This window comes from Pantoea sp. DY-17 (assembly GCF_019795975.1).
GTDB lineage: Bacteria > Pseudomonadota > Gammaproteobacteria > Enterobacterales > Enterobacteriaceae > Pantoea > Pantoea leporis.
The window spans coordinates 21,131-44,862 of sequence record NZ_JAIMIG010000003.1; the positions used below are offsets into that span (position 1 = coordinate 21,131).

General features: G+C 53.8%; 20 protein-coding genes. 6 read left to right on the forward strand and 14 right to left on the reverse strand.

Going from position 1 to position 23,732, the window contains the following annotated elements; translation table 11 throughout:
- Positions 1 to 2: 2 nt before the first annotated feature.
- The 10 genes from K5Y33_RS14355 to rpsB all read right to left on the reverse strand — a co-directional run bounded on the left by K5Y33_RS14355 (position 3) and on the right by rpsB (position 10,873).
- Positions 3 to 503 (reverse strand): OmpH family outer membrane protein, encoded by a 501-nt coding sequence (locus tag K5Y33_RS14355; RefSeq protein ID WP_007893920.1) that lies wholly within the window; start codon positions 501 to 503, stop codon positions 3 to 5.
- Positions 504 to 598: 95 nt separating this feature from the next.
- Positions 599 to 3,010 (reverse strand): outer membrane protein assembly factor BamA, encoded by a 2,412-nt coding sequence (bamA, locus tag K5Y33_RS14360; RefSeq protein WP_101762044.1) that lies wholly within the window; start codon positions 3,008 to 3,010, stop codon positions 599 to 601.
- Positions 3,011 to 3,061: 51 nt separating this feature from the next.
- The gene (rseP, locus tag K5Y33_RS14365; protein ID WP_101762045.1) at positions 3,062 to 4,411 is read right to left on the reverse strand and encodes a sigma E protease regulator RseP; all 1,350 of its coding nucleotides are present in this window, start codon (positions 4,409 to 4,411) and stop codon (positions 3,062 to 3,064) included.
- A 12-nt stretch (positions 4,412 to 4,423) separates the two neighbouring features.
- Positions 4,424 to 5,281, reverse strand: coding sequence for a phosphatidate cytidylyltransferase (gene cdsA / locus K5Y33_RS14370; RefSeq protein ID WP_101762046.1), 858 nt, complete (start codon positions 5,279 to 5,281; stop codon positions 4,424 to 4,426).
- Positions 5,282 to 5,299: 18 nt separating this feature from the next.
- Complete coding sequence (gene ispU, locus K5Y33_RS14375) at positions 5,300 to 6,052, reverse strand: (2E,6E)-farnesyl-diphosphate-specific ditrans,polycis-undecaprenyl-diphosphate synthase (protein ID WP_007893909.1); 753 nt, start codon at positions 6,050 to 6,052, stop codon at positions 5,300 to 5,302.
- Positions 6,053 to 6,217: 165 nt separating this feature from the next.
- Positions 6,218 to 7,420: a 1-deoxy-D-xylulose-5-phosphate reductoisomerase gene (gene ispC, locus K5Y33_RS14380; RefSeq protein WP_192412747.1), complete on the reverse strand. Its 1,203-nt coding sequence runs from the start codon at positions 7,418 to 7,420 to the stop codon at positions 6,218 to 6,220.
- Positions 7,421 to 7,539: 119 nt separating this feature from the next.
- Complete coding sequence (frr, locus tag K5Y33_RS14385) at positions 7,540 to 8,097, reverse strand: ribosome recycling factor (RefSeq protein WP_036649587.1); 558 nt, start codon at positions 8,095 to 8,097, stop codon at positions 7,540 to 7,542.
- A 142-nt stretch (positions 8,098 to 8,239) separates the two neighbouring features.
- Positions 8,240 to 8,965: a UMP kinase gene (gene pyrH / locus K5Y33_RS14390; protein ID WP_007893903.1), complete on the reverse strand. Its 726-nt coding sequence runs from the start codon at positions 8,963 to 8,965 to the stop codon at positions 8,240 to 8,242.
- Positions 8,966 to 9,119: 154 nt separating this feature from the next.
- Complete coding sequence (gene tsf, locus K5Y33_RS14395) at positions 9,120 to 9,971, reverse strand: translation elongation factor Ts (RefSeq protein WP_101762048.1); 852 nt, start codon at positions 9,969 to 9,971, stop codon at positions 9,120 to 9,122.
- A gap of 182 nt (positions 9,972 to 10,153) precedes the next feature.
- Complete coding sequence (gene rpsB, locus K5Y33_RS14400) at positions 10,154 to 10,873, reverse strand: 30S ribosomal protein S2 (RefSeq protein ID WP_007893898.1); 720 nt, start codon at positions 10,871 to 10,873, stop codon at positions 10,154 to 10,156.
- Positions 10,874 to 11,191: 318 nt separating this feature from the next.
- On the opposite strand from rpsB, the gene map reads away from it, so the two are divergent.
- The 4 genes from map (at position 11,192) to K5Y33_RS14420 (ending at position 16,409) form a co-directional block, all read left to right on the forward strand.
- Positions 11,192 to 11,986, forward strand: coding sequence for a type I methionyl aminopeptidase (map, locus tag K5Y33_RS14405; RefSeq protein WP_101762049.1), 795 nt, complete (start codon positions 11,192 to 11,194; stop codon positions 11,984 to 11,986).
- A gap of 70 nt (positions 11,987 to 12,056) precedes the next feature.
- On the forward strand, positions 12,057 to 14,711 hold the full coding sequence (gene glnD / locus K5Y33_RS14410) for a bifunctional uridylyltransferase/uridylyl-removing protein GlnD (RefSeq protein WP_222234613.1): 2,655 nt from the start codon (positions 12,057 to 12,059) through the stop codon (positions 14,709 to 14,711).
- Positions 14,712 to 14,898: 187 nt separating this feature from the next.
- Entirely contained in the window at positions 14,899 to 15,723 is an 825-nt protein-coding gene (gene dapD / locus K5Y33_RS14415; protein WP_008108489.1) for a 2,3,4,5-tetrahydropyridine-2,6-dicarboxylate N-succinyltransferase, read from the forward strand.
- Between the two features lie 293 nt (positions 15,724 to 16,016).
- Positions 16,017 to 16,409, forward strand: coding sequence for a DUF3461 family protein (locus tag K5Y33_RS14420; RefSeq protein ID WP_007893894.1), 393 nt, complete (start codon positions 16,017 to 16,019; stop codon positions 16,407 to 16,409).
- 42 nt (positions 16,410 to 16,451) lie between these two features.
- Here the strand turns inward: K5Y33_RS14420 and K5Y33_RS14425 are convergent, their stop codons facing one another.
- The 4 genes from K5Y33_RS14425 to dgt form a co-directional block, all read right to left on the reverse strand.
- Positions 16,452 to 17,678, reverse strand: coding sequence for an alginate lyase family protein (locus tag K5Y33_RS14425; protein ID WP_222234362.1), 1,227 nt, complete (start codon positions 17,676 to 17,678; stop codon positions 16,452 to 16,454).
- Positions 17,678 to 18,835 carry a CdaR family transcriptional regulator gene (locus K5Y33_RS14430; protein ID WP_061718082.1) on the reverse strand — a complete coding sequence of 386 codons (1,158 nt, stop codon included), beginning with the start codon at positions 18,833 to 18,835 and terminating at the stop codon, positions 17,678 to 17,680. The genes K5Y33_RS14425 and K5Y33_RS14430 overlap by 1 nt, the downstream gene beginning before the upstream one ends.
- Before the next feature lie 184 nt (positions 18,836 to 19,019).
- Positions 19,020 to 20,462: a serine endoprotease DegP gene (gene degP / locus K5Y33_RS14435; RefSeq protein ID WP_192235655.1), complete on the reverse strand. Its 1,443-nt coding sequence runs from the start codon at positions 20,460 to 20,462 to the stop codon at positions 19,020 to 19,022.
- A 136-nt stretch (positions 20,463 to 20,598) separates the two neighbouring features.
- On the reverse strand, positions 20,599 to 22,092 hold the full coding sequence (gene dgt / locus K5Y33_RS14440) for a dGTPase (RefSeq protein ID WP_222234363.1): 1,494 nt from the start codon (positions 22,090 to 22,092) through the stop codon (positions 20,599 to 20,601).
- Positions 22,093 to 22,189: 97 nt separating this feature from the next.
- Here dgt and mtnN point away from each other — a divergent pair, with 97 nt between their 5' ends.
- Positions 22,190 to 22,888 carry a 5'-methylthioadenosine/S-adenosylhomocysteine nucleosidase gene (gene mtnN / locus K5Y33_RS14445; RefSeq protein WP_222234364.1) on the forward strand — a complete coding sequence of 233 codons (699 nt, stop codon included), beginning with the start codon at positions 22,190 to 22,192 and terminating at the stop codon, positions 22,886 to 22,888.
- The gene (gene btuF, locus K5Y33_RS14450) at positions 22,881 to 23,690 is read left to right on the forward strand and encodes a vitamin B12 ABC transporter substrate-binding protein BtuF (protein WP_222234365.1); all 810 of its coding nucleotides are present in this window, start codon (positions 22,881 to 22,883) and stop codon (positions 23,688 to 23,690) included. The genes mtnN and btuF overlap by 8 nt, the downstream gene beginning before the upstream one ends.
- The last annotated feature ends 42 nt before the right edge of the window (positions 23,691 to 23,732 follow it).

Below are 23,732 nucleotides of genomic sequence, written 5' to 3' on the forward strand. Positions count from 1 at the left end.
AATTATTTAACCTGTTTTACAACGTCAGCAGTGATGTCTTTAGCATCAGAAGAAGAGTACAGCACGGCCTGAGAGTCCAGAACCAGATCGTAACCTTCGCTTTTCGCTACAGACTGAACAGCGGTCTGGATTTTAGCCAGCAGCTTGTTACGCTCCTGCATCTGACGAGTTTGGTTGTCTTTGTCAAAAGCCTGTGCTTTTTGTTCAAAGGCAGCACGCTCAGAAGAGATTTGCTTCTCTTTCTTGGTGCGGTCGCTCGCTTTCATGGTCGATGCATTACGCTGCAGATCCTGAATTTCTTGCTGGATCTTCTGCTGCTGAGACTGGAGGTCAGAGGCGCGGCTCTGGAATTCACCTTCAAGCTGTTTAGCAACAGCGGCACGCTGCGGAGACTGCTGGAAAACCTGGCTCAGGTTAACGACGGCAACTTTATCAGCCGCTTGGGCACCCGCAGAAGCAGCTAATGCAACACCCAGAGCAGCAGCACAGAACAACTTTTTCACTATAAACTCCTTACCTCAACGTGTGTGTTTGCAGCGTGCCGCATTATCAGGCAGCACGCGTGCAAGACGGTATTTTCACTTCCCTGCTCAGAGCCTTACCAGGTTTTACCAATGTTAAACTGGAATTGCTCTGACTTGTCTCCCTCGACTTTCTTCATCGGCTGGGCGTATGAGAAGACCAGCGGTCCTAGCGGTGACATCCACTGTAGTGCCACACCGGCAGAGACGCGAATGTTATTAGGATCGCTGTAATCTGGCACACCCGCCGCGCGTGTTTCCGCAGTGTTCTGCCATTTGGTATCCCAAACGGTACCGGCATCCATAAACACCGAGGTACGCACGGAATTCGCATATTTCTCGCTCAGGAACGGCGTTGGCGTAATCAGCTCCAGGCTGGCAATCGCCATGGCGTTACCACCGACCGCATCGTCCGACTTACAGACGCCGTTTGGATCAGAGATATTACAGTTTGACGAGCCATCGTTCAGGTACGCAGCTTTAGGACCAATGGTGTTGGACTGGAAGCCACGAACCGTGCTCGAACCACCGCCGTAGAAGTTCTCATAGAACGGCATCTCTTTTCCATTAAGTCCGTCACCATATCCTACACGGCCACGGCCTAACACCACCCACGTACCATCGCGGTTCAGCGGCACATATTGCTGACTATCCAATGTTGCTTTATAGAACGCATTATCAGAGCCTGGAATCGTCACTTTACCGTTCAGGTTGGTACGGTTACCGCGCGTAGGGAAGAAGCCGCGGTCTAAAGTGTTATAGGTCCAACCGTAGTTGAAGGTGAAATCATCTGCAGAGAAATCACCGTCATCGTTCAAGCCCTGATGGCGACCGACCGAATCCAGATAACGCCACATCGCAACCTGAGGACGCATGTTGGACAGGTCGTTATGCACATAACCTAAACCAACACGCAGCGTGTTATTTTCATTGACCGGGAAGCCCAGCGTACCGTCGAGACCATAACTTTTGTTGGTATAGTCAGACAGATCCGCGTTATCGGCTTTAAAGTCGTTGTAGAACAAACGACCGCCAAGGCTCACGCCGTCGACCGTGAAGTACGGATCGGTCAGTGAGAACTCAGCATAGGTCTGGTAATCGTTTTTGGTACCGCTGATGCCAACAGTGTTACCGGTGCCGAGCCAGTTTTCCTGGGTCACGCCCACCTGGAAGCTGACGCCACTTTCAGTACCGTAACCGACACCAAAGTTGAAAGTACCGGTGTTACGCTCTTTCACCTTGTAGACCACATCAACCTGATCCGGCGCACCCGGAACACGTTGCGTATCCACATCCACGGTTTCGAAGTAACCGGTACGATTCAGACGCTCTTTACCCTGATCGACGAGGTCGCTGCCCAACCAGGCACCTTCCATCTGACGCATTTCACGGCGCAGTACGGAATCTTTTGAGGTGTCGTTACCTTCGAAGCGCACTTTACGCACGTAGTAACGGTTGCCCGCATCCACGTTGATGTGCAGCTTGACGGTTTTGTCAGCATCGTTGATTTCTGGCTGCGTCATTACGCGCGGATAGGCGTAACCGTAGCGACCCAGCAATTTCTTGATGTCATCTTCCATCTGGGTGACTTTGGTGCCGTTATACAGCTCACCCGATGGAATCCTGGTCATCTTTTCGATTTCAGCAGAATGGCCCGCCATGCTACCGTTCACAATCACGCCGGCAATCTTGTACTGATCGCCTTCGTTGATGTTCACGGTGATATAGATGCCTTTCTTATCTGGCGTCAGGCTCACCTGCGTGGAATCAATGTTGAAACGCGCATAACCACGATCCAGATAGAAGCTGCGTAGGGTTTCGAGATCGCCCGCTAACTTCTGTTTCTGGTATTTACGATCGCCCACCACGTTCCACCATGGCACTTCGTCACGCAGTGAGAAGCGCGAGATCAGTTCGTCAGAGGTAAATGCTTTATTACCGACGATGTTGATCTGCTGGATCTGCGCTGAAACGCCTTCCTGGAAGACGAATTTCAGATCCACACGGTTGCGCGGCAGCGGCGTAGCAATCGCTTTGACGCTGGCGGTGTATTTACCGACGCTATAGTAGAAGTCTTCCAGACCCTTCTCGATTGAAGAGAGCGTGGTGCGGTCCAGCGCTTCGCCAACGCGCACGCCAGACGCTTCGAGGTTCTGTTTCAGCTGATCTTCTTTCACCGCTTTGTTGCCGGAGAAAGTGATGTTGGCAATGGTTGGACGCTCTTTCACCTGAACAATCAGGGTTGTACCGTCACGCAGAACCTGCACATCTTCAAAGTTACCGGTGGCGAACAGTGAGCGAATGGTGTTTCTGACATCATCGTCATTCACCGTATCACCGACACGTACCGGCATGCTGAGCAGAGCCGCGCCGACGGCGACTCGCTGGAGACCTTCGAAATGAATGTCCTTCACTACGAAATCGTCTGCACCGTAAACGGTGGCGCTGCTAAACAGCAGCGACGCTATGAGCAACTTTTTCATCGCCATCGTTGTTATGCGTTTTCCTAACACATCCCGCGCCTGTATGCGTTCCAGCTATTACAGACGTGAGAAATCATTGAAAAGTGCAAGCCCCATTAACAGCACTAGCAATATTGAGCCAATGCGATAACTAAAGTCCTGAACTCGCTCGGACACCGGTCCACCTTTGATCTTTTCGATCGCCAGAAAGAGCAGATGACCACCATCTAAAACCGGCAGAGGGAACAGGTTAATGATGCCCAGGTTGACGCTGATCAGCGCCAGGAACATCAGGTAATAAATCACCCCGTACTCAGCTGATAACCCGGCACCCTGCGCGATCGAAATCGGCCCGCTCAGGTTATTCAGCTTCACATCCCCGATTATCAACTTGCCCAGCATGGAGACTGTTAGCTTCATCAACTGCCAGGTTTTTACACTGGCTTCGCCGATCGCCGCAAAAGGTCCATACTGCCTTACCGTTTTGTACTCATCAGGCAGCGGAATCACACGCGGGATGACACCCGCGAAGCCTTCCGCTTCATTGCCCGGTTTCGCTTCCGGCGTTAACGTCAACGCCACAGGTTCGCCGTTGCGCTCGATATCTAGCGCCATGTTTTTACCCGGATTATCCCGCACCTGTGCCGCAAAAGCCTGCCACTGTGACAATGGCTGACCATCGACTTTAACGATCCTATCGCCCGCTTGCAAACCAGCATTGCTTGCCGGTGAGTTTGCCTGAACTTCGGCTAAGGTCGTTTCAATCTGCGGCCCACGTGGACGAATACCTAAAGCGACCACCGGATCCTGTTTATCAGGCTCAAATTGCCAATCGCGCAAATTTAATTGCTTTTGCTGCGTGGCTTCTTCGCCAAATTGCGAGACGGTAAGCGTGGCATCGCTGTCGCCGATTTTACCGATCAGCGCCATACGCACAGCATCCCAATCAGGCGTTTCGATACCATCTACCGCTTTAAGTTCCATGCCGGAGGTAATTTGCGCTTCGGCAGCGACGGAACCGTTCAGAATTTCACCAACCACAGGACGCACACCTGGCACGCCGTGAATAAACACGACCCAGTAAGCAAAGATGGCGAAGATGAAGTTGGCGATAGGACCGGCTGCGATAATCGAAGCACGCTGCAGCACGGTTTTGTTGTTGAAGGCTTGATGACGCAGCTCGGCGGGAACGCTTTCAACGCGTTCGTCGAGCATTTTGACGTAGCCGCCAAGAGGGATCAGCGCGATGACATATTCGGTGCCCTGACGATCGCTGCGACGCCACAGCGCTTTACCAAAGCCAATCGAGAAACGTTCAACTTTAACACCGCAGCGGCGCGCCACCCAGAAATGGCCAAACTCGTGCACGGTAATTAGCACGCCAAGCGCCACGATAAAGGCGGCAAAACTCCAGAGTATACTCAACATCGCCAGCTATCCTCAGAGGGTGCGAAACACCAACAGCAGCAGGCAGGCAAACACCGGCACCGCAGCAGTCAGGCTATCAATACGATCGAGAATACCACCGTGCCCCGGAATCAAGTTACCGCTGTCTTTAATGCCCGCTTCACGCTTGAACATACTTTCAGTCAGGTCGCCCAATACCGATGCCAGCGTCGCAATCACCGCACAGATAATTAGCGTGCCCGGCGCCACCGAAAGCGGTGCCAGCAGAGCAAACAGCCAGGCGATAATGGCAGATGACAATAGGCCGCCGAAGAAACCTTCCCAGGTTTTACCCGGAGAGACTTTCGGTGCCAGCTTGTGTTTGCCAAACAGGCGACCAAACATGTAAGCACCGGAATCTGCGCCCCAGACAAGGAACATCACGAACAGCAGCCACCATGCGCCGGCGAAATGGTCAGTATCGTAATGATACTGACGCAGCGCCATCATGCCCCAGAAGAACGGAATCAAGGTGAGCACGCCAAACAGCAGGCGCAGCGTACGTGAGTGACGCCACAACGCGGCAGAAGCGGGATAGAACAGTACTAAGATGAGCGCGACAATCCACCACAACAGCGATGCCCAGAGCGAGCCTTCCATCTGGAATTGGTGCAGATTGCGTTGATAGGGTTCAAGGGTAAAGAGCATCGCGGACAGCAACAGGCCGCAAAGCACGGCCAGCCAGATACGTTGCTGACGCGTTTTCATGCCGGCAAACTGCCCCCATTCCCAGGCGGCAAGCATGCAGATGATGATAGTGATAATCGCAAAACCGGACAGGGGTAACCAGAACAGTGCAGCGATCACCAGCGGAATCAAAATTAACGCGGTAATCAGACGAGACTTCAGCAAAGGTTACCCCCAAATTGCTTAGGCGCCGCCTGGTGCAGTACCGCCATAGCGTCGCTCCCGCGTAGAGAATGCATTCAGTGCACCTTCAAAAACGTTTTCATCAAAATCAGGCCAAAGAACATCGGTAAACCAAAACTCAGCATAGGCGATTTGCCACAGCAGGAAGTTGCTAATCCGATGCTCTCCCCCGGTCCTTATCACTAAATCCACTGGCGCCAGCTCCTGCATACACAGATACGGAGCCAGGCTTTCTTCGGTAATCTGGTCAGGACGCAGTAAACCTTCCTGAACCTGTTCGGCCAATTTTCTGGCACCCTGGATAATATCCCAACGGCCGCCATAGTTGGCAGCAATGTTTAGGGTCAGTCCATTATTTTGCTGAGTCAGTTCCTCGGCGCGGCGAATGCGTTCCTGAATTCGGTTATTGAAACGACTGATATCGCCAATAATGCGCAGACGCACATTGTGTTTGTGCAGGCTTTTGACTTCGCTGTCGAGCGCCCAGACAAACAACTCCATTAACGCTGTCACTTCCTGAATCGGACGGCTCCAGTTTTCACTGCTGAACGCATAAAGCGTGAGCGCTTCCAGTTTATGGCTAACCGCAAAGCTGACAGCCCGGCGTACTGATTTTACCCCGGCTTTGTGGCCTGAAATACGCAGTTTGCCCTGATTTTTTGCCCAGCGACCATTACCATCCATAATGATGGCCACGTGACGTGGCGTGCAGTACGACTCGTCATCGATTGTGTTGTGATTGTTGGACGACATAACGCGTAATAATTCCTTTCATCAGAAATGCTGTGGTTTCTGAATACATTGCGCCTGCAGCAAACTCCGGCAAACACGCCAGATGACATCGAAACAATGTCGGCTGTGAAACGCGAGCGAGCGACTATACCATTTTCACCCAGAGCGAACAAATAGCGGGAACTATCAACCTGCTAAACGAAAGCGCGGTAACAATTCATTGGCACGCACGCGCGCTAACCGATCGATCTCCATCACCTCGTCAATGCTGCCCGGCTCCTGACAACTCAGGGACGCCAGCACTTCGCTGTTGATGGCGGCAATATCGGTAAAGCGAATCTGGTGCTGCAGAAAAGCTGCCACCGCCACTTCATTCGCTGCATTCAGCGATGTCGTAGCGGCCTGACCTGTGGCACAGGCATCAATCGCAAGCTTCAGGCAGGGATAGCGCTCGTAGTCCGGCTCGGAAAACGTCAACGACTTCATGCGCGTGAAGTCGAGCGGCGTTACGCCCGCAGAAATACGTGCTGGCCATGCCATGCTGTGCGCAATAGGCGTCCGCATATCCGGAGAGCCCAGTTGCGCCAGCACGCTGCCGTCGCAATAACGCACCATCGAATGGATAACCGACTGCGGATGCAGGATCACCTCCATCTGCGCGTCAGTCGCATTAAACAGCCAGCGGGCTTCAATGTATTCAAGACCTTTATTCATCATGGTGGCCGAATCAACGGAGATTTTACGCCCCATTGACCAGTTCGGATGCGCACAAGCCTGATCCGGCGACATACCGGCTAAATCCGCTAATGGCGTGTCACGAAAAGGACCACCCGATCCCGTAAGGAGAATCGACTCGATGCCGTTTCCCCGCAGATCAGCGTACCCCAACTGATGCTGTATGGAAGCGGGTAAACTCTGAAAAATGGCGTTGTGCTCGCTATCGACCGGCAGCAATTGCACCTGATGTTGGCGTACCGCCTCCATAAACAGACGGCCGCATGTGACAAGCGACTCTTTGTTGGCCAGCAGCACGGTTTTACCGGCGCGAATCGCCGCCATGGTGGGCTGTAAACCTGAGGCGCCAACAATCGCCGCCATCACCTGATCCACGTCATCCAGCGCGGCTAATTCGCAGGCTGCCTGAACGCCGGAGAGCACTTCGGTATTAACGTTGAGTGCTTTCAGTCGCTCACGCAGCGCTTGTGCGGAAGTCTCATCGGACATCGCGGCATAGCGCGGTTGGAATTGCAGGCATTGTTCAGCCATCAACGCCACATTCTGGCCAGCCACCAGCGCGGTCACCTGATAAAGTTCAGGATTGGCGGCAATCACCGCCAGCGTGCTGGTACCAATGGAGCCGGTCGATCCCAGCAGAGTTAATCGCTTCATCATGCTATCCCTGTGAAGTCGTGGAGAGTGTCCGCAACAGCGCCAGACACAATGTAAAACGCCGCCAGAGTCGAACACGTCTCGTCTCTGAACGGCGTTTTGAAAAGCAGTTGATGGAATTAGAAGTCCATCAGTTCCTTTTCTTTATCGGCCAATGCGGCATCAACACTCTTGATGTGCGCATCGGTCATTTTCTGGATCTCGTCCTGCGTACGACGTTCGTCGTCTTCGCTGATCTCTTTGTCTTTCAGCAGCGCTTTGATCTTATCGTTGGCGTCACGGCGGACGTTACGCACGGAAACACGGCCCTGCTCTGCTTCGCCACGTACGATCTTGATCAGGTCTTTACGACGCTCTTCGGTCAGCGCTGGCAGCGGCACACGAATATCGCTACCGGCTGAGCTTGGGTTCAGACCCAAATCAGACGTCATAATCGCTTTCTCAACCGCAGCGCTCAGCGAGCGATCAAATACGTTGATTTTCAACGTACGTGAATCCTCAACCGTCACGCTAGCCAGCTGGCGCAGCGGCGTTGGTGTACCGTAATAAGGAACCACAATGCCGTCGAGCAGTGAAGGCGAAGCACGGCCGGTGCGGATTTTGCTGATGTTGTTTTTAAATGCATCCACACATTTTTCCATCCGCGTGTCTGCATCTTTTTTAATGTCGTTAATCACGTTGAAACCCTTGAATTCGGTTGACCTGGCCATTTCCGGGCTAACCGGAAGCGGTATCGATAAACATCGATCATCCTAATTGCTGCGCGATGTCAGAGCATCGCGGCAAAAGAATATACCTTATTTTAACGTGCGTCGGGTATTAATGCGTAATCAGGGTGCCTTCTTTTTCACCCATCACGACGCGACGCAATGCGCCAGGCTTGTTCATGTTGAAGACGCGGATAGGCAGCTTGTGGTCACGCGCCAGCGTAAAGGCGGCGAGATCCATTACTTTAAGCTCTTTATCCAACACTTCTGCATAGCTCAGTTGGTCATACAGCGTGGCATCCGGGTTTTTCACCGGATCTTCAGAGTAGACGCCGTCTACTTTGGTGGCTTTCAGTACCACGTCGGCTTCGATTTCGATGCCGCGCAGGCAGGCTGCCGAGTCAGTGGTAAAGAACGGGTTGCCGGTACCGGCCGCAAAGATCACGACGCGGTTATTACGCAGCAGGCTGATCGCTTCTGCCCAGCTATAGTTATCACACACGCCGTTCAGCGGAATCGCTGACATCAAGCGCGCATTGACATACGCACGGTGCAGCGCGTCACGCATTGCCAGGCCATTCATCACTGTTGCCAGCATGCCCATATGGTCGCCGACCACACGGTTCATGCCCGCCTGGGCCAGACCTGCGCCGCGGAACAGGTTACCGCCACCAATAACCACACCCACCTGAATGCCCAGCTCAACCAGCTCTTTCACCTCTTGCGCCATGCGGTCAAGCACGCTCGCGTCGATGCCAAAACCTTCGGCACCTTGCAGTGCTTCGCCACTCAGTTTTAGCAGGATACGTTGATATACAGGTTTTGCGTTGGTCGCCATGGTCAGTTCTTCCTGGAAGATATGATGAAAAGGAGAAGTAAAATCTGGTCGATCATCCGCAAAGCCCGCGAGAAAAGCTATTGGGATGAGACTGAAAGTGCTGCACTAAATCGCAGACAAAAAAGAACCGCCTTGTGGCGGTTCTTTCGGACCATTAAGACTGTTTGGACATTGCAGCAACTTCTGCTGCGAAGTCAGCTTCAACTTTCTCAATGCCTTCGCCCACTTCGAAGCGGATGAAGTTGATGACGTCAGCGTTTTTCTCTTTCAACGCCTGGCCAACGGTTTTGCTTGGGTCGATAACGAAAGCCTGACCGGTCAGAGAAACTTCGCCGGTGAATTTCTTCATGCGGCCTTCAACCATTTTCTCTGCGATTTCTTTTGGCTTGCCAGACTGCATGGCGATATCCAGCTGGACCTGGTACTCTTTCTCGACCACGTCTGCAGACACGTCTTCTGGCTTAACGAATTCTGGCTTGCTTGCAGCGATGTGCATAGCAACTTGCTTGCTCAGTTCTTCGTCAGCACCGGTGGTAGAAACAACCACACCGATACGTGCGCCATGCTGATAGCTGTTCAGCTCAGCGCCTTCCAGGATAGCAATACGACGGATGTTGATGTTCTCACCGATTTTCGTAACCAGCGCTACGCGTTCTTCTTCGAACTGCGCTTTCAGAACTTCCACATCGGTAACTTTGCCAGCGACAGCTGCATCCAGAACCTTGTCAGCAAACGCCTGGAAACCGCCATCTTTTGCAACGAAGTCGGTCTGGCAGTTTACTTCCAGGATCGCCGCGAAGCCGTCAGCGATTTTGGTTTTGATCACGCCATCAGCAGCAACGTTGCCTGCTTTCTTAGCCGCTTTGATTGCGCCAGATTTGCGCATGTTCTCAATCGCCAGCTCGATGTCGCCGTTCGCTTCGGTCAGCGCTTTTTTGCAGTCCATCATGCCTGCGCCAGTACGCTCACGCAGTTCTTTTACCAATGCAGCGGTAATATCAGCCATTCCAGAATCCTCGATTCGTCTCTGTGTGCTCACACACTGTCAGAAACTTGTTGCGGAAAATTTACTCTGCCCCGCTCGCTCTGCAGTGAGCGTGACAGACTTAGATAAAATAAAGGGGCCTGAACGGCCCCCTTAACAGATAACATCTGATGTCTAAGGGCTCTTAGAAAGAGCGAACCTTATTAAGCTTCAGCAGCTTCTTCAGCCTGCTCAGCCAGATCCTGTGAACGGCCTTCGCGCACGGTAGTGGCAACGGCAGTCAGGTACAAGCTTACAGCACGGATCGCATCGTCGTTACCTGGGATAACGAAGTCAACGCCGTCTGGATCAGAGTTGGTATCAACGATAGCAAAAACTGGGATACCCAGGTTGTTTGCTTCTTTGATAGCGATGTGCTCGTGATCAGCGTCAACAACGAACAGTGCATCCGGCAGACCGCCCATATCTTTGATACCGCCCAGGCTGTTTTCCAGCTTGGCCAGTTCGCGAGTGCGCATCAGCGCTTCTTTCTTGGTCAGTTTGTCGAAAGTACCGTCCTGAGACTGAGACTCAAGATCTTTCAGGCGTTTGATTGACTGACGAACGGTTTTCCAGTTAGTCAGCATGCCACCCAACCAGCGGTGGTTTACGAAGAACTGGTCGCAGCTCAGAGCTGACTCTTTTACCGCTTCGGCAGCAGCGCGCTTAGTACCAACGATCAGGATCTTACCTTTACGGGAAGAGATCTTTTTCAACTCAGCCAGAGCGTCGTTGAACATTGGCACAGTCTGCTCGAGGTTGATGATGTGAACCTTGTTACGTGCGCCGAAGATGAATGGCTTCATTTTCGGGTTCCAGTAACGGGTCTGGTGACCAAAGTGAACACCAGCCTTGAGCATGTCGCGCATTGAAACAGTTGCCATGATTACCTCTAAAGTTTGATTTGGGGTTGGGCCTCCATGTATCCCATACGACCGACCTCTTTCAAGGCACCCCGGCGTATGTGTCGATACATGTGTGTTTTAGTACACATAATGAGTTTTATGCGTTTCCTGCCAGCCAAACGTCGGTGACAGAGAATCGTCGGCGCGCTTTATACCACAATGCGCAGGAATACGCCAATAGTAGTTGAGCGCCGCAGGCGCAGACAATCGCCATTTGGCAGCCCTTTTGCTGGCTGCTAACATGACTGCCACAGAACTCATTATTGTCGAAAATTTCGACGATTGCGGATTAATTTAATGGCTATTTCAATTAAAACCCCTGAAGAAATCGAAAAAATGCGCGTGGCGGGCCGCCTTGCCGCTGAAGTGCTGGAGATGATTGCCCCGCACGTGGTGCCTGGCGTCACCACCGGTGAACTGGATCGTCTCTGCCACGAACACATCACGCAGAAGCAGCAGGCGATTTCCGCCTGCCTCGGCTATCACGGCTTCCCGAAATCGGTGTGTATTTCGGTGAATGAAGTGGTATGTCACGGTATTCCGAGCGACGATCGCGTGCTGAAGGATGGCGACGTAGTTAACGTCGATGTCACGGTGATCAAAGATGAGTATCACGGCGATACCTCAAAAATGTTCATCGTCGGTAAAGCCACCATTCAGGGCGAGCGCCTGTGTCGCGTTACTCAGGAAAGTCTCTATATCGCGCTGCGTCTGGTGAAACCGGGTATTCGTCTGCGTGAACTGGGCCGCGCGATTCAGCAGTATGTCGAAGCACAGGATTTTTCGGTGGTGCGCGAGTATTGCGGTCACGGCATCGGCAAAGGCTTCCATGAAGAGCCGCAGGTACTGCATTACGACGCGGATGATAGCGGCGTGGTGTTGCAAGCAGGCATGACCTTCACCATCGAACCGATGGTCAATGCCGGTGATTACCGCATCCGCACCATGAAGGATGGCTGGACCGTGAAAACCAAAGATCGCAGCTTGTCCGCGCAGTATGAGCATACTATTGTGGTGACAGAAAACGGCTGTGAGATTCTGACGCTGCGTGAAGACGACACCCTTCCAGCGGTGCTTGAAAACGTCGCGTAATCATCTCGCTAACAGTACCAGGCCGGCTTATCGCTGGCCTTTTTTATGTGCGTAATGAAGAGGCATGTTGATGAGTGGTAGCGTGACCGAAGCAGTACACAAAGGCCTGACCGATTCCCCCGCCAGCTGGCCGGATGACGCCCTGACGCGCGACAAGCTCAAACACTATCTTGAGCAATTCCAGCAGCACCTGGGCATTGCATTTGATGCGGGCACCGATATTGAATCTCTGATTGATGCCCGCACGCTGTTTATCGACCGCTTATTGCGTCGTCTGTGGCGCTTCTTTGGTTTCGACCAGATGAAGGAGATCGCACTGGTTGCCGTTGGCGGTTATGGTCGCGGCGAACTGCATCCGCTCTCCGATATTGATGTGCTGATCCTCAGCCGCCAGCCGCTGGACGACACAGCCGCGCAGCGCGCCAGCGAGCTGCTAACGCTGATGTGGGATTTGAAGCTGGAAGTCGGGCACAGCGTACGTACGCTGGAAGAGTGCCTGCTGGAAGGCTTATCCGATCTTACGGTCGCCACCAACCTGATCGAATCGCGCATGCTCACTGGCGATGTGGCGCTGTTTCTCGAACTGCAAAAGAACATCTTCAGCGATGGTTTCTGGCCGTCGTCGCGCTTCTTCGCCGCCAAAATTGAAGAGCAGCAGGAGCGCCACCAGCGCTATCACGGCACCAGCTACAACCTCGAACCGGATATCAAAAGTAGCCCCGGTGGCCTGCGCGACATACACACGCTGCAATGGGTAGCGCGTCGTCACTTTGGCGCCACCACCATGGATGAGATGGTTGGTTTCGGCTTTATCACCGAAGCGGAACGCAATGAAATCAACGAGTGTCAGGAATTTTTGTGGCGCATTCGCTTTGCGCTGCACTTAACGCTACCACGCTATGACAATCGTCTGCTGTTTGATCGACAACTCACCGTCGCTCAACGCCTCAACTATCTGGGCGAAGTCAATGAGCCGGTTGAGCGCATGATGAAGGACTTCTACCGCGTCACGCGCCGTATCGGCGAACTCAATCAGATGCTGCTGCAGCTGTTCGATGAAGCGATTCTGGCGCTGTCGACCACTGAAAAACCGCGCAACATTGATGACGATTTCCAGATTCGCGGTGACCTCATCGACCTGCGCGATCTCACGCTGTTTGAGCGTGAGCCGCAAGCTATCCTGCGTATGTTCTACGTGATGGTGCGTAACGAAAACATCAAAGGTATTTACTCCACCACGCTGCGGCAGCTGCGCTATGCGCGCCGCCATTTGAAGCAGCCGCTGTGTCAGATTCCTGAAGCGCGTGAAACCTTTATGGCCATTCTGCGTCATCCTGGCGCGGTTAAGCGCGCGCTGGTGCCGATGCATCGTCACAGCGTGTTATGGGCCTATACGCCGCTGTGGGGCAACATCGTTGGCCAGATGCAGTTCGATCTGTTCCACGCTTACACTGTGGATGAGCACACCATCCGCGTGCTGCAGAAGCTGGAGAGTTTTGCCGACGAAGCCACGCGCCCGATGCATCCGCTGTGCGTTGAACTCTGGCCGCGCCTGCCACAGCCGGAACTGTTGCTGATGGCTGCGCTGCTGCACGATATCGCCAAAGGCCGCAACGGCGATCACTCCATTCTCGGCGCGCAGGATGCGCTCGACTTTGCCGAACTACACGGACTGAACTCCCGCGAAACGCAGCTGGTTGCCTGGCTGGTACGCCATCATTTATTGATGTCAGTCACCGCGCAGCGCCGCGATATTCAGGATCCCACCGTGATTCAGCAATTCGCCGAAGTGATGCAGAACGAAAATCGCTTACGCTATCTGGCGTGCCTGACGGTTTCCGATATCTGCGCCACCAATGAAAGCTTGTGGAACAGCTGGAAGCAGAGCCTGTTGCGCGAGCTGTTCTTCGCGACCGAAAAACAGCTGCGCCGCGGCATGGAAAACAGCCCGGATCTGCGCGAGCGCGTGCGCCATCATCGTCTGCAAGCGCTGGCGCTGCTGCGGATGGAAAACCTCGACGAAGAGCGTTTGCATCATATCTGGAGCCGCTGCCGCGCCGACTATTTCCTGCGCCACACACCGAATCAGCTCGCCTGGCATGCGCGTCATTTAATTCATCACGATCTCAACAAACCGCTGGTGCTGGTCAGCCCGCAGGCCACGCGCGGCGGTACCGAGATCTTTATCTGGAGCCCGGATCGTCCGCACCTGTTTGCCGCGGTGGCCGGCGAGTTGGATCGCCGCAATCTCAGCGTGCATGATGCGCAGATCTTTACCAGTCGCGATGGCATGGCGATGGACACTTTTATTGTGCTGGAGCCGGATGGCAGCCCGCTGGCAGCCGATCGCCATCCGCTGATCATTCAGGCGCTGGAACAAGCCATCACGCAAAACGAATGGGTTCCGCCGCGTACGCGTCGCCAGTCTGCGCGCCTCAAGCATTTCAGTGTCGATACCGAAGTCAATTTCCTGCCAACGCACACCGACCGCCGCAGTTATCTTGAATTGGTCGCGCTCGATCAGCCCGGCTTGCTGGCGCGCGTGGGTGAAGTGTTCGCCGATTTGGGCGTGTCGCTGCACGGCGCACGCATCAGTACGATTGGTGAACGGGTTGAGGATCTTTTCATCCTCGCCGATAGCGAGCGGCGTGCGCTTGGGGTGGAAATGCGCAATGTGTTGCAACAGAGGTTGACAGAGGCCCTTAATCCAAACGATAAACTGTGACCTGGCTTTCATCCTTCATGGTGCAGGTGCGTTGGCTTTCCTCGCTCACCCCGGTCACATACTGATGTATGCTCCCGGGGATTCGCTGCGTCGCCGCCTTCCTGCACCATGAATGATGTTTGCCAGGTAATTTAACTATGTACGCTATTTGGCGTGCATTCCGCTTTGACAGAATCAGGAAATAAATATGCAACAGTTACAGAGCGTTATCGAATCTGCCTTTGAGCGCCGCGCCGACATCACGCCATCTAGCGTAGACAGCGCGACCCGCGATGCTATCACCCAGGTTATTGGCCTGCTGGATAGCGGTGAACTGCGCGTGTCTGAAAAGATCAACGGTGAGTGGGTAACGCATCAGTGGCTGAAGAAAGCAGTGCTGTTGTCGTTCCGCATCAACGACAATCAGGTCATGGAAGGTTCTGAAACCCGCTTCTACGACAAAGTGCCAATGAAGTTTGCTGGCTGGGATGAAGCGCGTTTTAAAAACGCCGGTTTCCGCGTTGTGCCACCTGCTGCCGTGCGTCAGGGCGCATTCATCGCACGTAATACCGTGCTGATGCCTTCCTACGTCAACATCGGCGCTTACGTTGATGAAGGCACCATGGTTGATACCTGGGCGACCGTGGGTTCTTGCGCGCAGATCGGTAAAAACGTCCACCTGTCAGGCGGCGTGGGCATCGGTGGCGTGCTGGAGCCGCTGCAGGCTAACCCAACCATCATCGAAGATAACTGCTTCATCGGCGCACGTTCAGAAATCGTCGAAGGCGTGATCGTCGAAGAAGGTTCCGTTATCTCCATGGGCGTTTACATCGGCCAGAGCACCAAAATCTTTGACCGCGAAACTGGCGAAGTGCATTACGGTCGCGTTCCAGCGGGTTCCGTGGTGGTTTCCGGTAACCTGCCGTCTAAAGATGGTAGCTACAGCCTGTACTGCGCGGTAATTGTGAAGAAAGTTGACGCTAAAACGCTCAGCAAAACAGGTATTAACGAACTGCTGCGCAGCATCGACTGAGCTTCTCCTGCCTGAAGATCTTCCCGACGGGCCTGCCTACAGGCCCGTAATTATTTGTTTACACTCCCGCCAGAATTACCTGTTTCGCGCCGCGAATTAACACGTGCGTTTATTTTTCAAACAGTTCATAATCCGCGCCAAGTTAACTCCGGTCGCGCACTGTTCATCCCGGTTTTTGTGTCTACAGTTGATTAAGTATGCCGTAAGCGTTCCGGTTGCCGCGTTTCTGCTGCATCCCGAATGATGATGATAGTCCTGCGCGCTCACCCACTCTTAGATGGAATATAAACGCTATGTACGACAACCTGAAAAGCTTAGGTATCAGCAACCCTGACGACATCGACCGTTACAGCCTGCGTCAGGAAGCTAACAACGACATTCTTAAAATCTACTTCCGCAAAGATAAAGGTGAATTCTTTGCTAAAAGCGTGAAATTCAAATATCCACGTCAGCGCAAAACCGTTGTCGCCGATCACACCAGCCAGGGTTACAAAGAAGTGCAGGAAATTAGCCCGAACCTGCGTTATGTGATCGATGAACTGGACCAGATTTGCCAGCGCGACCAGGTTGAAGTGGATCTGAAGCGCAAAATTCTGGCGGATCTGCGCCATCTGGAAAGCGTGGTTTCGAACAAGATCGCTGAAATCGAATCAGACCTTGATCAGCTGACCCGCAACAACCGTTAATTTCGCGCTTTAAATAACAGGCCAGCCGATGCTGGCCTTTTTTTATGGCTGCTGATAAGGCAGCGAAAGCAGCCAGGTATCACGCTGTGCCTGCCTCACCGCCCCACTCTTTTGATCTTTCCATTGCGTCTGCATGATCCACTGTTGATAACGCGGCTGCTGCAGGCTGTTATCGGCCATTGAAAGCAGCGGAATGATGCGCTGGCTCACGCGATCGCGGTTTTTCCACGGCCAGAGTTTAGTGGCATCGCTGTACGGCGCCATCATGTCGAGCGCAGCCAGCAACGATCCGCCCGGCTGCTGGCTATGCCATAAATCGCCTAACCCTGCTTTACCGGCTAGCTGCGCCAATGCGCTAAGCGCCTGCAGATTGAAGTAGCTGTAATGGAAGGATCGCGTGCGCGCTAACTCTGCGGGCTGGCTGCCATCGGCACGAATTTGCAGCGCAATTTTATTGCGCGCCAACTCTACCATCGCTGTGACTGTCTCACGATCGCCCAGATACCACGCGATTCCCGCCACCTGCGTGCAATACCAACTGCCATGATTATTCACCGCCGCCGCTTCTTGCAGTGCTAGCGGATTGTGCCGCAACCAGTACAGATACTCGCTAAACCACTGCTGCATCGCTTGCTGATCGGCAGGCTGCCAACCGGGCGCATTGCGTAGCAAAGTCAGCGCATCCACCACGCGCGTGGCAAAGTAGCGCCCATCGAGCACGCCATCATGGCGGCCCGCGGATCGGCCCGGAATGCCTTGGGCAAAGTTAAGATTAGGATGCATACGGCTGGTGGGATTGATAAACCAGTGACGCATCATCGCCAGCGCTTTGTCGGCATAACGTTGATTGCCAGATAAATACCAGGCCAGCGTCAGTGCCTGAAAATCGGCGGTAAAGCGCGCCAGCCGCACGCCATCACTTTGATCATTCTTACTGGCAGGATTCACTTCGCCATCACGACGCTGCCACGGCAGGCCGTCGGCGCTGCTGGCGTCCGGCCACCAATAGGCGCTCAGGCTTAAATAATCCTGCTTCGAGCCGCTCGGCGGCATCATACCTTTATCGGTGACGCTGGGATTGGGGTGTTGCAGCGCGTTATCCGCTTGCTGTTTAAGCTGATGCCAGGCGTCGAGCGTTGGCGGCGCGGCCTGATGATGTGCCAGCTGCTGCTTAACTTTCTGCAGATCGTTTAATGAGAGAAAGGCCGGATCGTTAGCCAAACTTAGCGCGCTATACAGCCACAGCAACGCAATCCACAGGTTTCTCATTAACTTTGCTCATCCAGTTGAAGCGCCACGTACAGCAGCAAGCGATCGTCAAAATTGCCCAGATCGAGCCCGGTGAGCTCGGAAATACGGTTGAGGCGATACTCTAGCGTGTTGCGATGAATGAACAGCGCGCGTGCCGTAGCGCTGGGTTGCACGTTGTGGCTGAACCACGCCACCAGCGTGCGTCGCAGCAAGCCATTGTTATCCATGCTTTTCAGCTTTGCCAGCGGGCGTGCCAGTTCGTTGGCCTGCCAGCCGCCGCGTAAACTGTCGAGCAGCACCGGCAGCACCAGATCCTGATAAAAATAGCTGCGCTGTTCCGGCATGCGCTGTTTGCCCACCATCATGGTGGTACGCGCGGTGCGGTACGAACGTGCGATGCTGCCGGGACCGGTAAAGTAGTTGCCGAGCGCGATGCGCATTCGCACCTGGCCGCTCTCCTTCATGCGTTGCAGCAGTTGATCCACGCGGCGGCGATGATCGTCCTGATCGTAGCGGCCATGCGCATTCAGTGCCGGTTTCAGCACCACCATTTCGGTGAGTGAAACAATCGCAATCAGGTTGTCGCGTTCCGGCGTGGTCAGCAGCGTTTGCAGCTGTTGCAGCTCAGACATGGCGCTATCAACGCCGAGCTGGCCGCTGTCCACTTCCACCACCGCCACCACGCGCGGTTGATTGAGATCGATGCCGAGCCGCTGCGCCCATTCGCTGAGCGCTGGCGATAAGGTTTCGCTGCGCACCAGATTCAGCACCAGCTCTTCTCGCAAGCGGCTATCCTGCGCCAGCATGTGTAACAAACGCGCCTGTTCCAGCATCATTTCGGCGGTCATACACACCAATTCGCCGTAGTGACGCAGCGTTGCCGGTTGGCCGGTCAAACCGATCACGCCGACGATATCGCCATCAATGCGCAGCGGCAAATTGATGCCAGGACGCACGCCGTGCAGATGTTTTGCCACCGCTTCGTCGATGTCTACCACGCGCCCTTGTGACAGCACCAAAAGCGCGCCTTCGTGCAATTCGCCAATGCGCTCACGATCGCCACTGCCGATGATGCGACCACGCGCATCCATCACGTTGACATTGCTGTCAATAATTTGCATGGTGCGGGCAACAATATCCTGAGCCAGTCGCGCATCGAGATGATAGGTGGCCATCAAACACTCCGGAGATAAGGACGAACAGACAGAATACGCATCCGTTACGGCGCTGACATTGTGCAACTGCACATAGCCAGCGGGATTATGCGGGATTTGCGGTAAGCGTCACATTCAGTACCGGACATTTGCACAGACGTAAAAAAGGCGAGCCAAAGCTCGCCTATTATCAACAACCTGAAACTTACTGCATCAGCAGATACAGGCTGCTGTCACCGCGCTGTACGTTCAGTGCCAGCACCGAAGGTTTGGTGTCGAGCACTTTACGCAGCTCGCCAAGATTAGCCACGGCTTGCTGGTTGACACCCAGAATCACGTCACCTTTCTTCAAGCCAATACGCGCCGCTGCGCTGCCAGGCTTGACGCTATCGACGCGCACGCCTTTCTGGCCGTTGGTATCAATATTGCTGAGATCGGCACCTTCAATACCGGTGTAAATGGTGGCGGACTGCACTTTATCCTGCGAGCTCTGCTGCAGTTCAACGGTGACGTTCACCGGTTTGCCTTCGCGCAGCAGACCCAGCTGCAGCTTGGTACCGACCGGCAGCGAGCCGACTTCGGCACGCAGCGCTGCAAAGCTGGTCAGCGCTTTACCGTTCATCGACACCACCACGTCACCCGCTTTCACGCCGGCTTTCGCCGCAGCAGAGTTCGGCAATACCTGGCTAACAAAGGCGCCGCGCTGCGCATCGACTTTCATCGCTTTCGCCAGCTCTGAGTTCAGCTCGGTGCCCATAATGCCCAGCTCGCCGCGTTTCACCTGGCCGTACTCCACCATCTGCGCGGTAAGGTTTTTCACCATTGAACTTGGAATGGCAAAGCCGATACCGATGTTGCCGCCGTCCGGCGCCAGAATCGCGGTGTTAATCCCGATCAGCTCGCCGTTAAGGTTTACCAATGCGCCACCGGAGTTACCACGGTTAATCGCCGCATCGGTCTGGATGAAGTTTTCGTAATTTTCAACGTTCAGGCCGCTGCGGCCCAGCGCCGAAACAATCCCCGAAGTCACCGTTTCGCCAAGGCCGTACGGGTTACCAATCGCCACGGTGTAATCACCGACGCGCAGGTTGTCGGAGTCGGCAATCTTGATTGCGGTGAGGTTTTTCGCATCCTGCAGCTGAATCAGCGCAATATCTGATTGTGGATCTTTACCGATCACTTTGGCGTCGTAACGACGTCCATCGCTGAGCTGCACCTGGATTTTGGTCGCGTTATCCACCACGTGGTTGTTGGTCACCACATAGCCTTTATCCGCGTTAATTACCACGCCGGAACCCAGCGCACGGAACTGCTGTTTCTGCGCGTTAGCACCGCCATCCGCGCCGCCGTCACCACCGCCGTTTTGACACATGGGTGAGCTTTGGAACGGTGAACCGTCCTGGCAGAACGGAGAATTATCACCAAAGAATTGCTGGAACTGCTGCGGCATACGCGGCGTTTTAACCGTCGTCGAGCCTTCCACACTGATACTCACCACGGAAGGCATGACTTTTTCCAGCATGGGTGCCAGGCTTGGCAACTGCTGGCTGGAAGAAGAAGCGGTCTCTGCGGCAAATGCACTCACAGGGCTCAACGTCGCCGCGCCGAAACTCAGCGCCAACGCCAGCATAATTGTGTTTTTTTTCATTTATCTGTGTCTCTCTAAGAATTATGGCCAGACCATTGCTGTGGTCGTGATGGTGAGATTAAGTTTTTAGCGCGAAGTTCCTAATAAAGTTTTAGGTAAAGGTAAAAAATTGTTGTTCGTCTTTACAATTCTGCGCTTATTCAACCGCCATTAAACGACGATATTCATCCCAGGCATAATTGTCCGTCATCCCACTAATGTAGTCCTGAATCAGACGCGCACGATAATAACGCTCCCACAATAAGCGCTGATATTTATGCTCAACAATAAGTGAACGCATGTGTTGCTGATAGGCTTTGCGATGTTTGCCGGAAAGCTTATGAAACAAGCGGGTTTCAATCGGATGCTTTGCCAGAAAATCTTCGTTCATCAAGGTGGTAAATTGCTCGTAATCAAGCAACAGCAGTGACTGATATATTTCGAGCAAACCTTTAATTACCCGATAACCCTGCAATTCCAGTTGTTCAACTTCCGGATGATTAAACACCTGCTGACGCGCGACCGTTTTAAATAGTTTCAGCAAACGCCCTTCTTCACCATCATCTTCCAGTAAAGCGTGATTAAAATCGCCTTCGAAAATAGCCGGTAAGTTGTCGATGAAACGCTTAACCGCATGGCTAACCAGCACGTTTTGCACGTTAACCCGCAATGACATAAAGAATTGATCGCTAATACTGCGGCGTTTTTTCTGATTAGCCTCTTTCCACGCATCACCGATGGTGCGGCTGAATACATCGCCGATTTTTACCGTGCCCCAGGCATCGAGTAAATGCTTATACAGCGTTTCAACATGGAAGATGTCTTTTTCTACGGCATCATCCAGATCGGCAATGCAATAAGAGATATCGTCGGCGGCTTCCATTATCCAGGTGAGCGGAAAACGATGGTGCTCTTTTATATTCGTTGCTTCGCGTAACTCAGCCACATATTCTCGCTCAGATAAATAGAAGCCCGGCTTTTTCATTAATACGCTAAATTCATCCGGTTTATCGCCTTGCCACCATGCGGGCGCGGTATATTTCAAAATACAGGCGACCTGCGCATAGCTGAGATTGAGTTGCAGCAGTGTGTGCACCAGCCGAATCGCCTGGGCGTTACCCTCGAAATGGCATAAATCCTGACGAATCATGGCATTTAACTGGTCAAAAGCGACGCGCTCAGCCTCATCGGCAACGCCCGCCACCAGCGGATCGACGAGCTCGGCAGGCAGATTATCGTCGAACCAGTCATTGATCGCCGCCTCGCCAAAATGACCAAACGGCGGATTGCCGACATCGTGCAGCAAGCAGGCCATCTCAATCAGGCTTTCGAAGGCACCTTCAAACTCATCCAGTCCATAATTCGCCAGCCCGCCGCCCTGAGTTTTCAGCGCTTGCAGAATCTCTTTGGTGATATATCGCCCGGTTTGCTGCACTTCCAGCGAGTGCGTCAGACGCGAACGCACCGCCGCATTGCGCTCCAGCGGGAATACCTGAGTTTTCTGTTGCAGACGACGAATCGCGGCGGAGTTAATAATACGTCCGCGATCGCTTTCAAAGTGGCGGGTAATAAAGTATTCCCCTTCGGGATCTTTGCGGCTGGTATAAGGGCGGGTGAAACTGATCTTCTTCCTGAAATTGATCGTCGCCATAATTACCCCTTATTTTTTCGTGAATTCTTCCTCAATCAGCCATGTTAGACTATGCCTCACTTTTGCGGGTTACATCCATTAAATTAGCGAGATTCTTATGAAAGTAGGCATTATTGGCGCGATGGAGCAGGAAGTTACTCTGCTGCGTGACAAAATCGAAAACCGCCAGACACTGGCGCTGGCCGGCTGCGAAATTTACACCGGCACGCTGAACGGTGTTGAGGTGGCGCTGCTGAAATCAGGCATTGGCAAAGTGGCTGCCGCGCTAGGCACCACGTTGCTGCTTCAGCTGTGCAAGCCGGATGTGGTGATCAACACCGGTTCTGCCGGCGGCTTGGCGCCAACGCTGAAAGTGGGCGATATCGTGGTGTCGGATGAAGTGCGCTATCACGATGCCGACGTCACCGCCTTCGGTTACGAGCCAGGCCAGATGGCCGCTTGCCCCGCGGCTTTCGAAGCGGATGACAAACTGATTGCCGCCGCTGAAATGGTTATCAAGCAGCTCGATCTCAACGCGGTACGCGGTTTGGTAGTGAGCGGCGATGCGTTTATCAACGGCGCTGCACCGCTGGAACACATCCGCACCACCTTCCCGCAGGCGATTGCGGTGGAGATGGAAGCGACCGCGATTGGTCACGTTTGCCATCAGTTCAAGGTGCCATTTGTGGTAGTGCGCGCCATTTCTGACGTCGCCGATCAGGAATCACACCTCAGCTTCGACGAGTTCCTCAGCGTTGCGGCAAAACAGTCTTCGCTGATGGTTGAAAACCTGCTGGTTCAGCTGGCGCGTGGCTAAAATCCTGCTGCTTGGGCTGTTGCTGCTGTGCAACAGCCTGTTCGCTGCCGCGCCGCGCGTCATCACTCTTTCGCCCCATCTGACGGAACTGGCCTTCGCCGCAGGCATTACGCCGCTCGCCGTTAGCGCCTTCTCCGATTATCCCGCGCAGGCCAACGCGCTGGAACAGGTGGCGAACTGGCAAGGCATTAAAGTGGAACGCATTCTGCAACTGAAGCCGGATGTGGTGCTGGCGTGGCGCGGCGGTAATCCACAGCGGCAAATTGAACAGCTGCAGCGTTTCGGGGTCAAGGTTGAGTGGATCGATCCGCAAACCATTGACCAAATGATCGATGCGCTGGCGGCGTTACAGCGCTGGAGTCCGCAGCCGCAGCAAGCCATCGATGCGGCGCAGGCATTACGCGCGCAGGAAGCGGCGCTACGCAAGCAGTATCAGCAAAGTACGCCGCTGCCGCTTTTTTTGCAGTTTGGTCAGCAGCCGCTGTTTACGGCTTCGCGTAACACCATGCAAAACCAGGTCATTGAGCTGTGCGGCGGCAGGAATATTTTTGCCGATAGCAGCGTTAGCTGGCCGCAGGTGAGCCGCGAACAGGTGCTGATGCGCCATCCGCAGGCGATTGTCATCGGGGGTGATGCCGCTCGGGCCGCCAGCATCGCGCAATATTGGCAGCCGCAATTGGATGTGCCGGTGATCGCCATCAATGACGACTGGCTTAGCCGTCCGGGGCCTCGCATGCTGCTGGCAGCGAAACAGCTGTGTGCAGATTTACATCCGACGAAAAAAAGCACTAATAAAGATTAAAGATTCGGCATAAATTGTCGTAAATCATAATACAAGGCGCAG

Coding starts and splice junctions, on each gene's coding strand:
- tsf (WP_101762048.1), bottom strand. CDS start 9,971: ATGGCTGATATTACCGCTGCATTGGTAAAAGAACTGCGTGAGCGTACT.
- ispC (WP_192412747.1), bottom strand. CDS start 7,420: ATGAAGCGATTAACTCTGCTGGGATCGACCGGCTCCATTGGTACCAGC.
- K5Y33_RS14430 (WP_061718082.1), bottom strand. CDS start 18,835: ATGGCCACCTATCATCTCGATGCGCGACTGGCTCAGGATATTGTTGCC.
- rseP (WP_101762045.1), bottom strand. CDS start 4,411: ATGTTGAGTATACTCTGGAGTTTTGCCGCCTTTATCGTGGCGCTTGGC.
- degP (WP_192235655.1), bottom strand. CDS start 20,462: ATGAAAAAAAACACAATTATGCTGGCGTTGGCGCTGAGTTTCGGCGCG.
- K5Y33_RS14420 (WP_007893894.1), top strand. CDS start 16,017: ATGTACGACAACCTGAAAAGCTTAGGTATCAGCAACCCTGACGACATC.
- dgt (WP_222234363.1), bottom strand. CDS start 22,092: ATGGCGACGATCAATTTCAGGAAGAAGATCAGTTTCACCCGCCCTTAT.
- bamA (WP_101762044.1), bottom strand. CDS start 3,010: ATGGCGATGAAAAAGTTGCTCATAGCGTCGCTGCTGTTTAGCAGCGCC.
- dapD (WP_008108489.1), top strand. CDS start 14,899: ATGCAACAGTTACAGAGCGTTATCGAATCTGCCTTTGAGCGCCGCGCC.
- map (WP_101762049.1), top strand. CDS start 11,192: ATGGCTATTTCAATTAAAACCCCTGAAGAAATCGAAAAAATGCGCGTG.
- pyrH (WP_007893903.1), bottom strand. CDS start 8,965: ATGGCGACCAACGCAAAACCTGTATATCAACGTATCCTGCTAAAACTG.
- ispU (WP_007893909.1), bottom strand. CDS start 6,052: ATGTCGTCCAACAATCACAACACAATCGATGACGAGTCGTACTGCACG.
- rpsB (WP_007893898.1), bottom strand. CDS start 10,873: ATGGCAACTGTTTCAATGCGCGACATGCTCAAGGCTGGTGTTCACTTT.
- mtnN (WP_222234364.1), top strand. CDS start 22,190: ATGAAAGTAGGCATTATTGGCGCGATGGAGCAGGAAGTTACTCTGCTG.
- K5Y33_RS14425 (WP_222234362.1), bottom strand. CDS start 17,678: ATGAGAAACCTGTGGATTGCGTTGCTGTGGCTGTATAGCGCGCTAAGT.
- glnD (WP_222234613.1), top strand. CDS start 12,057: ATGAGTGGTAGCGTGACCGAAGCAGTACACAAAGGCCTGACCGATTCC.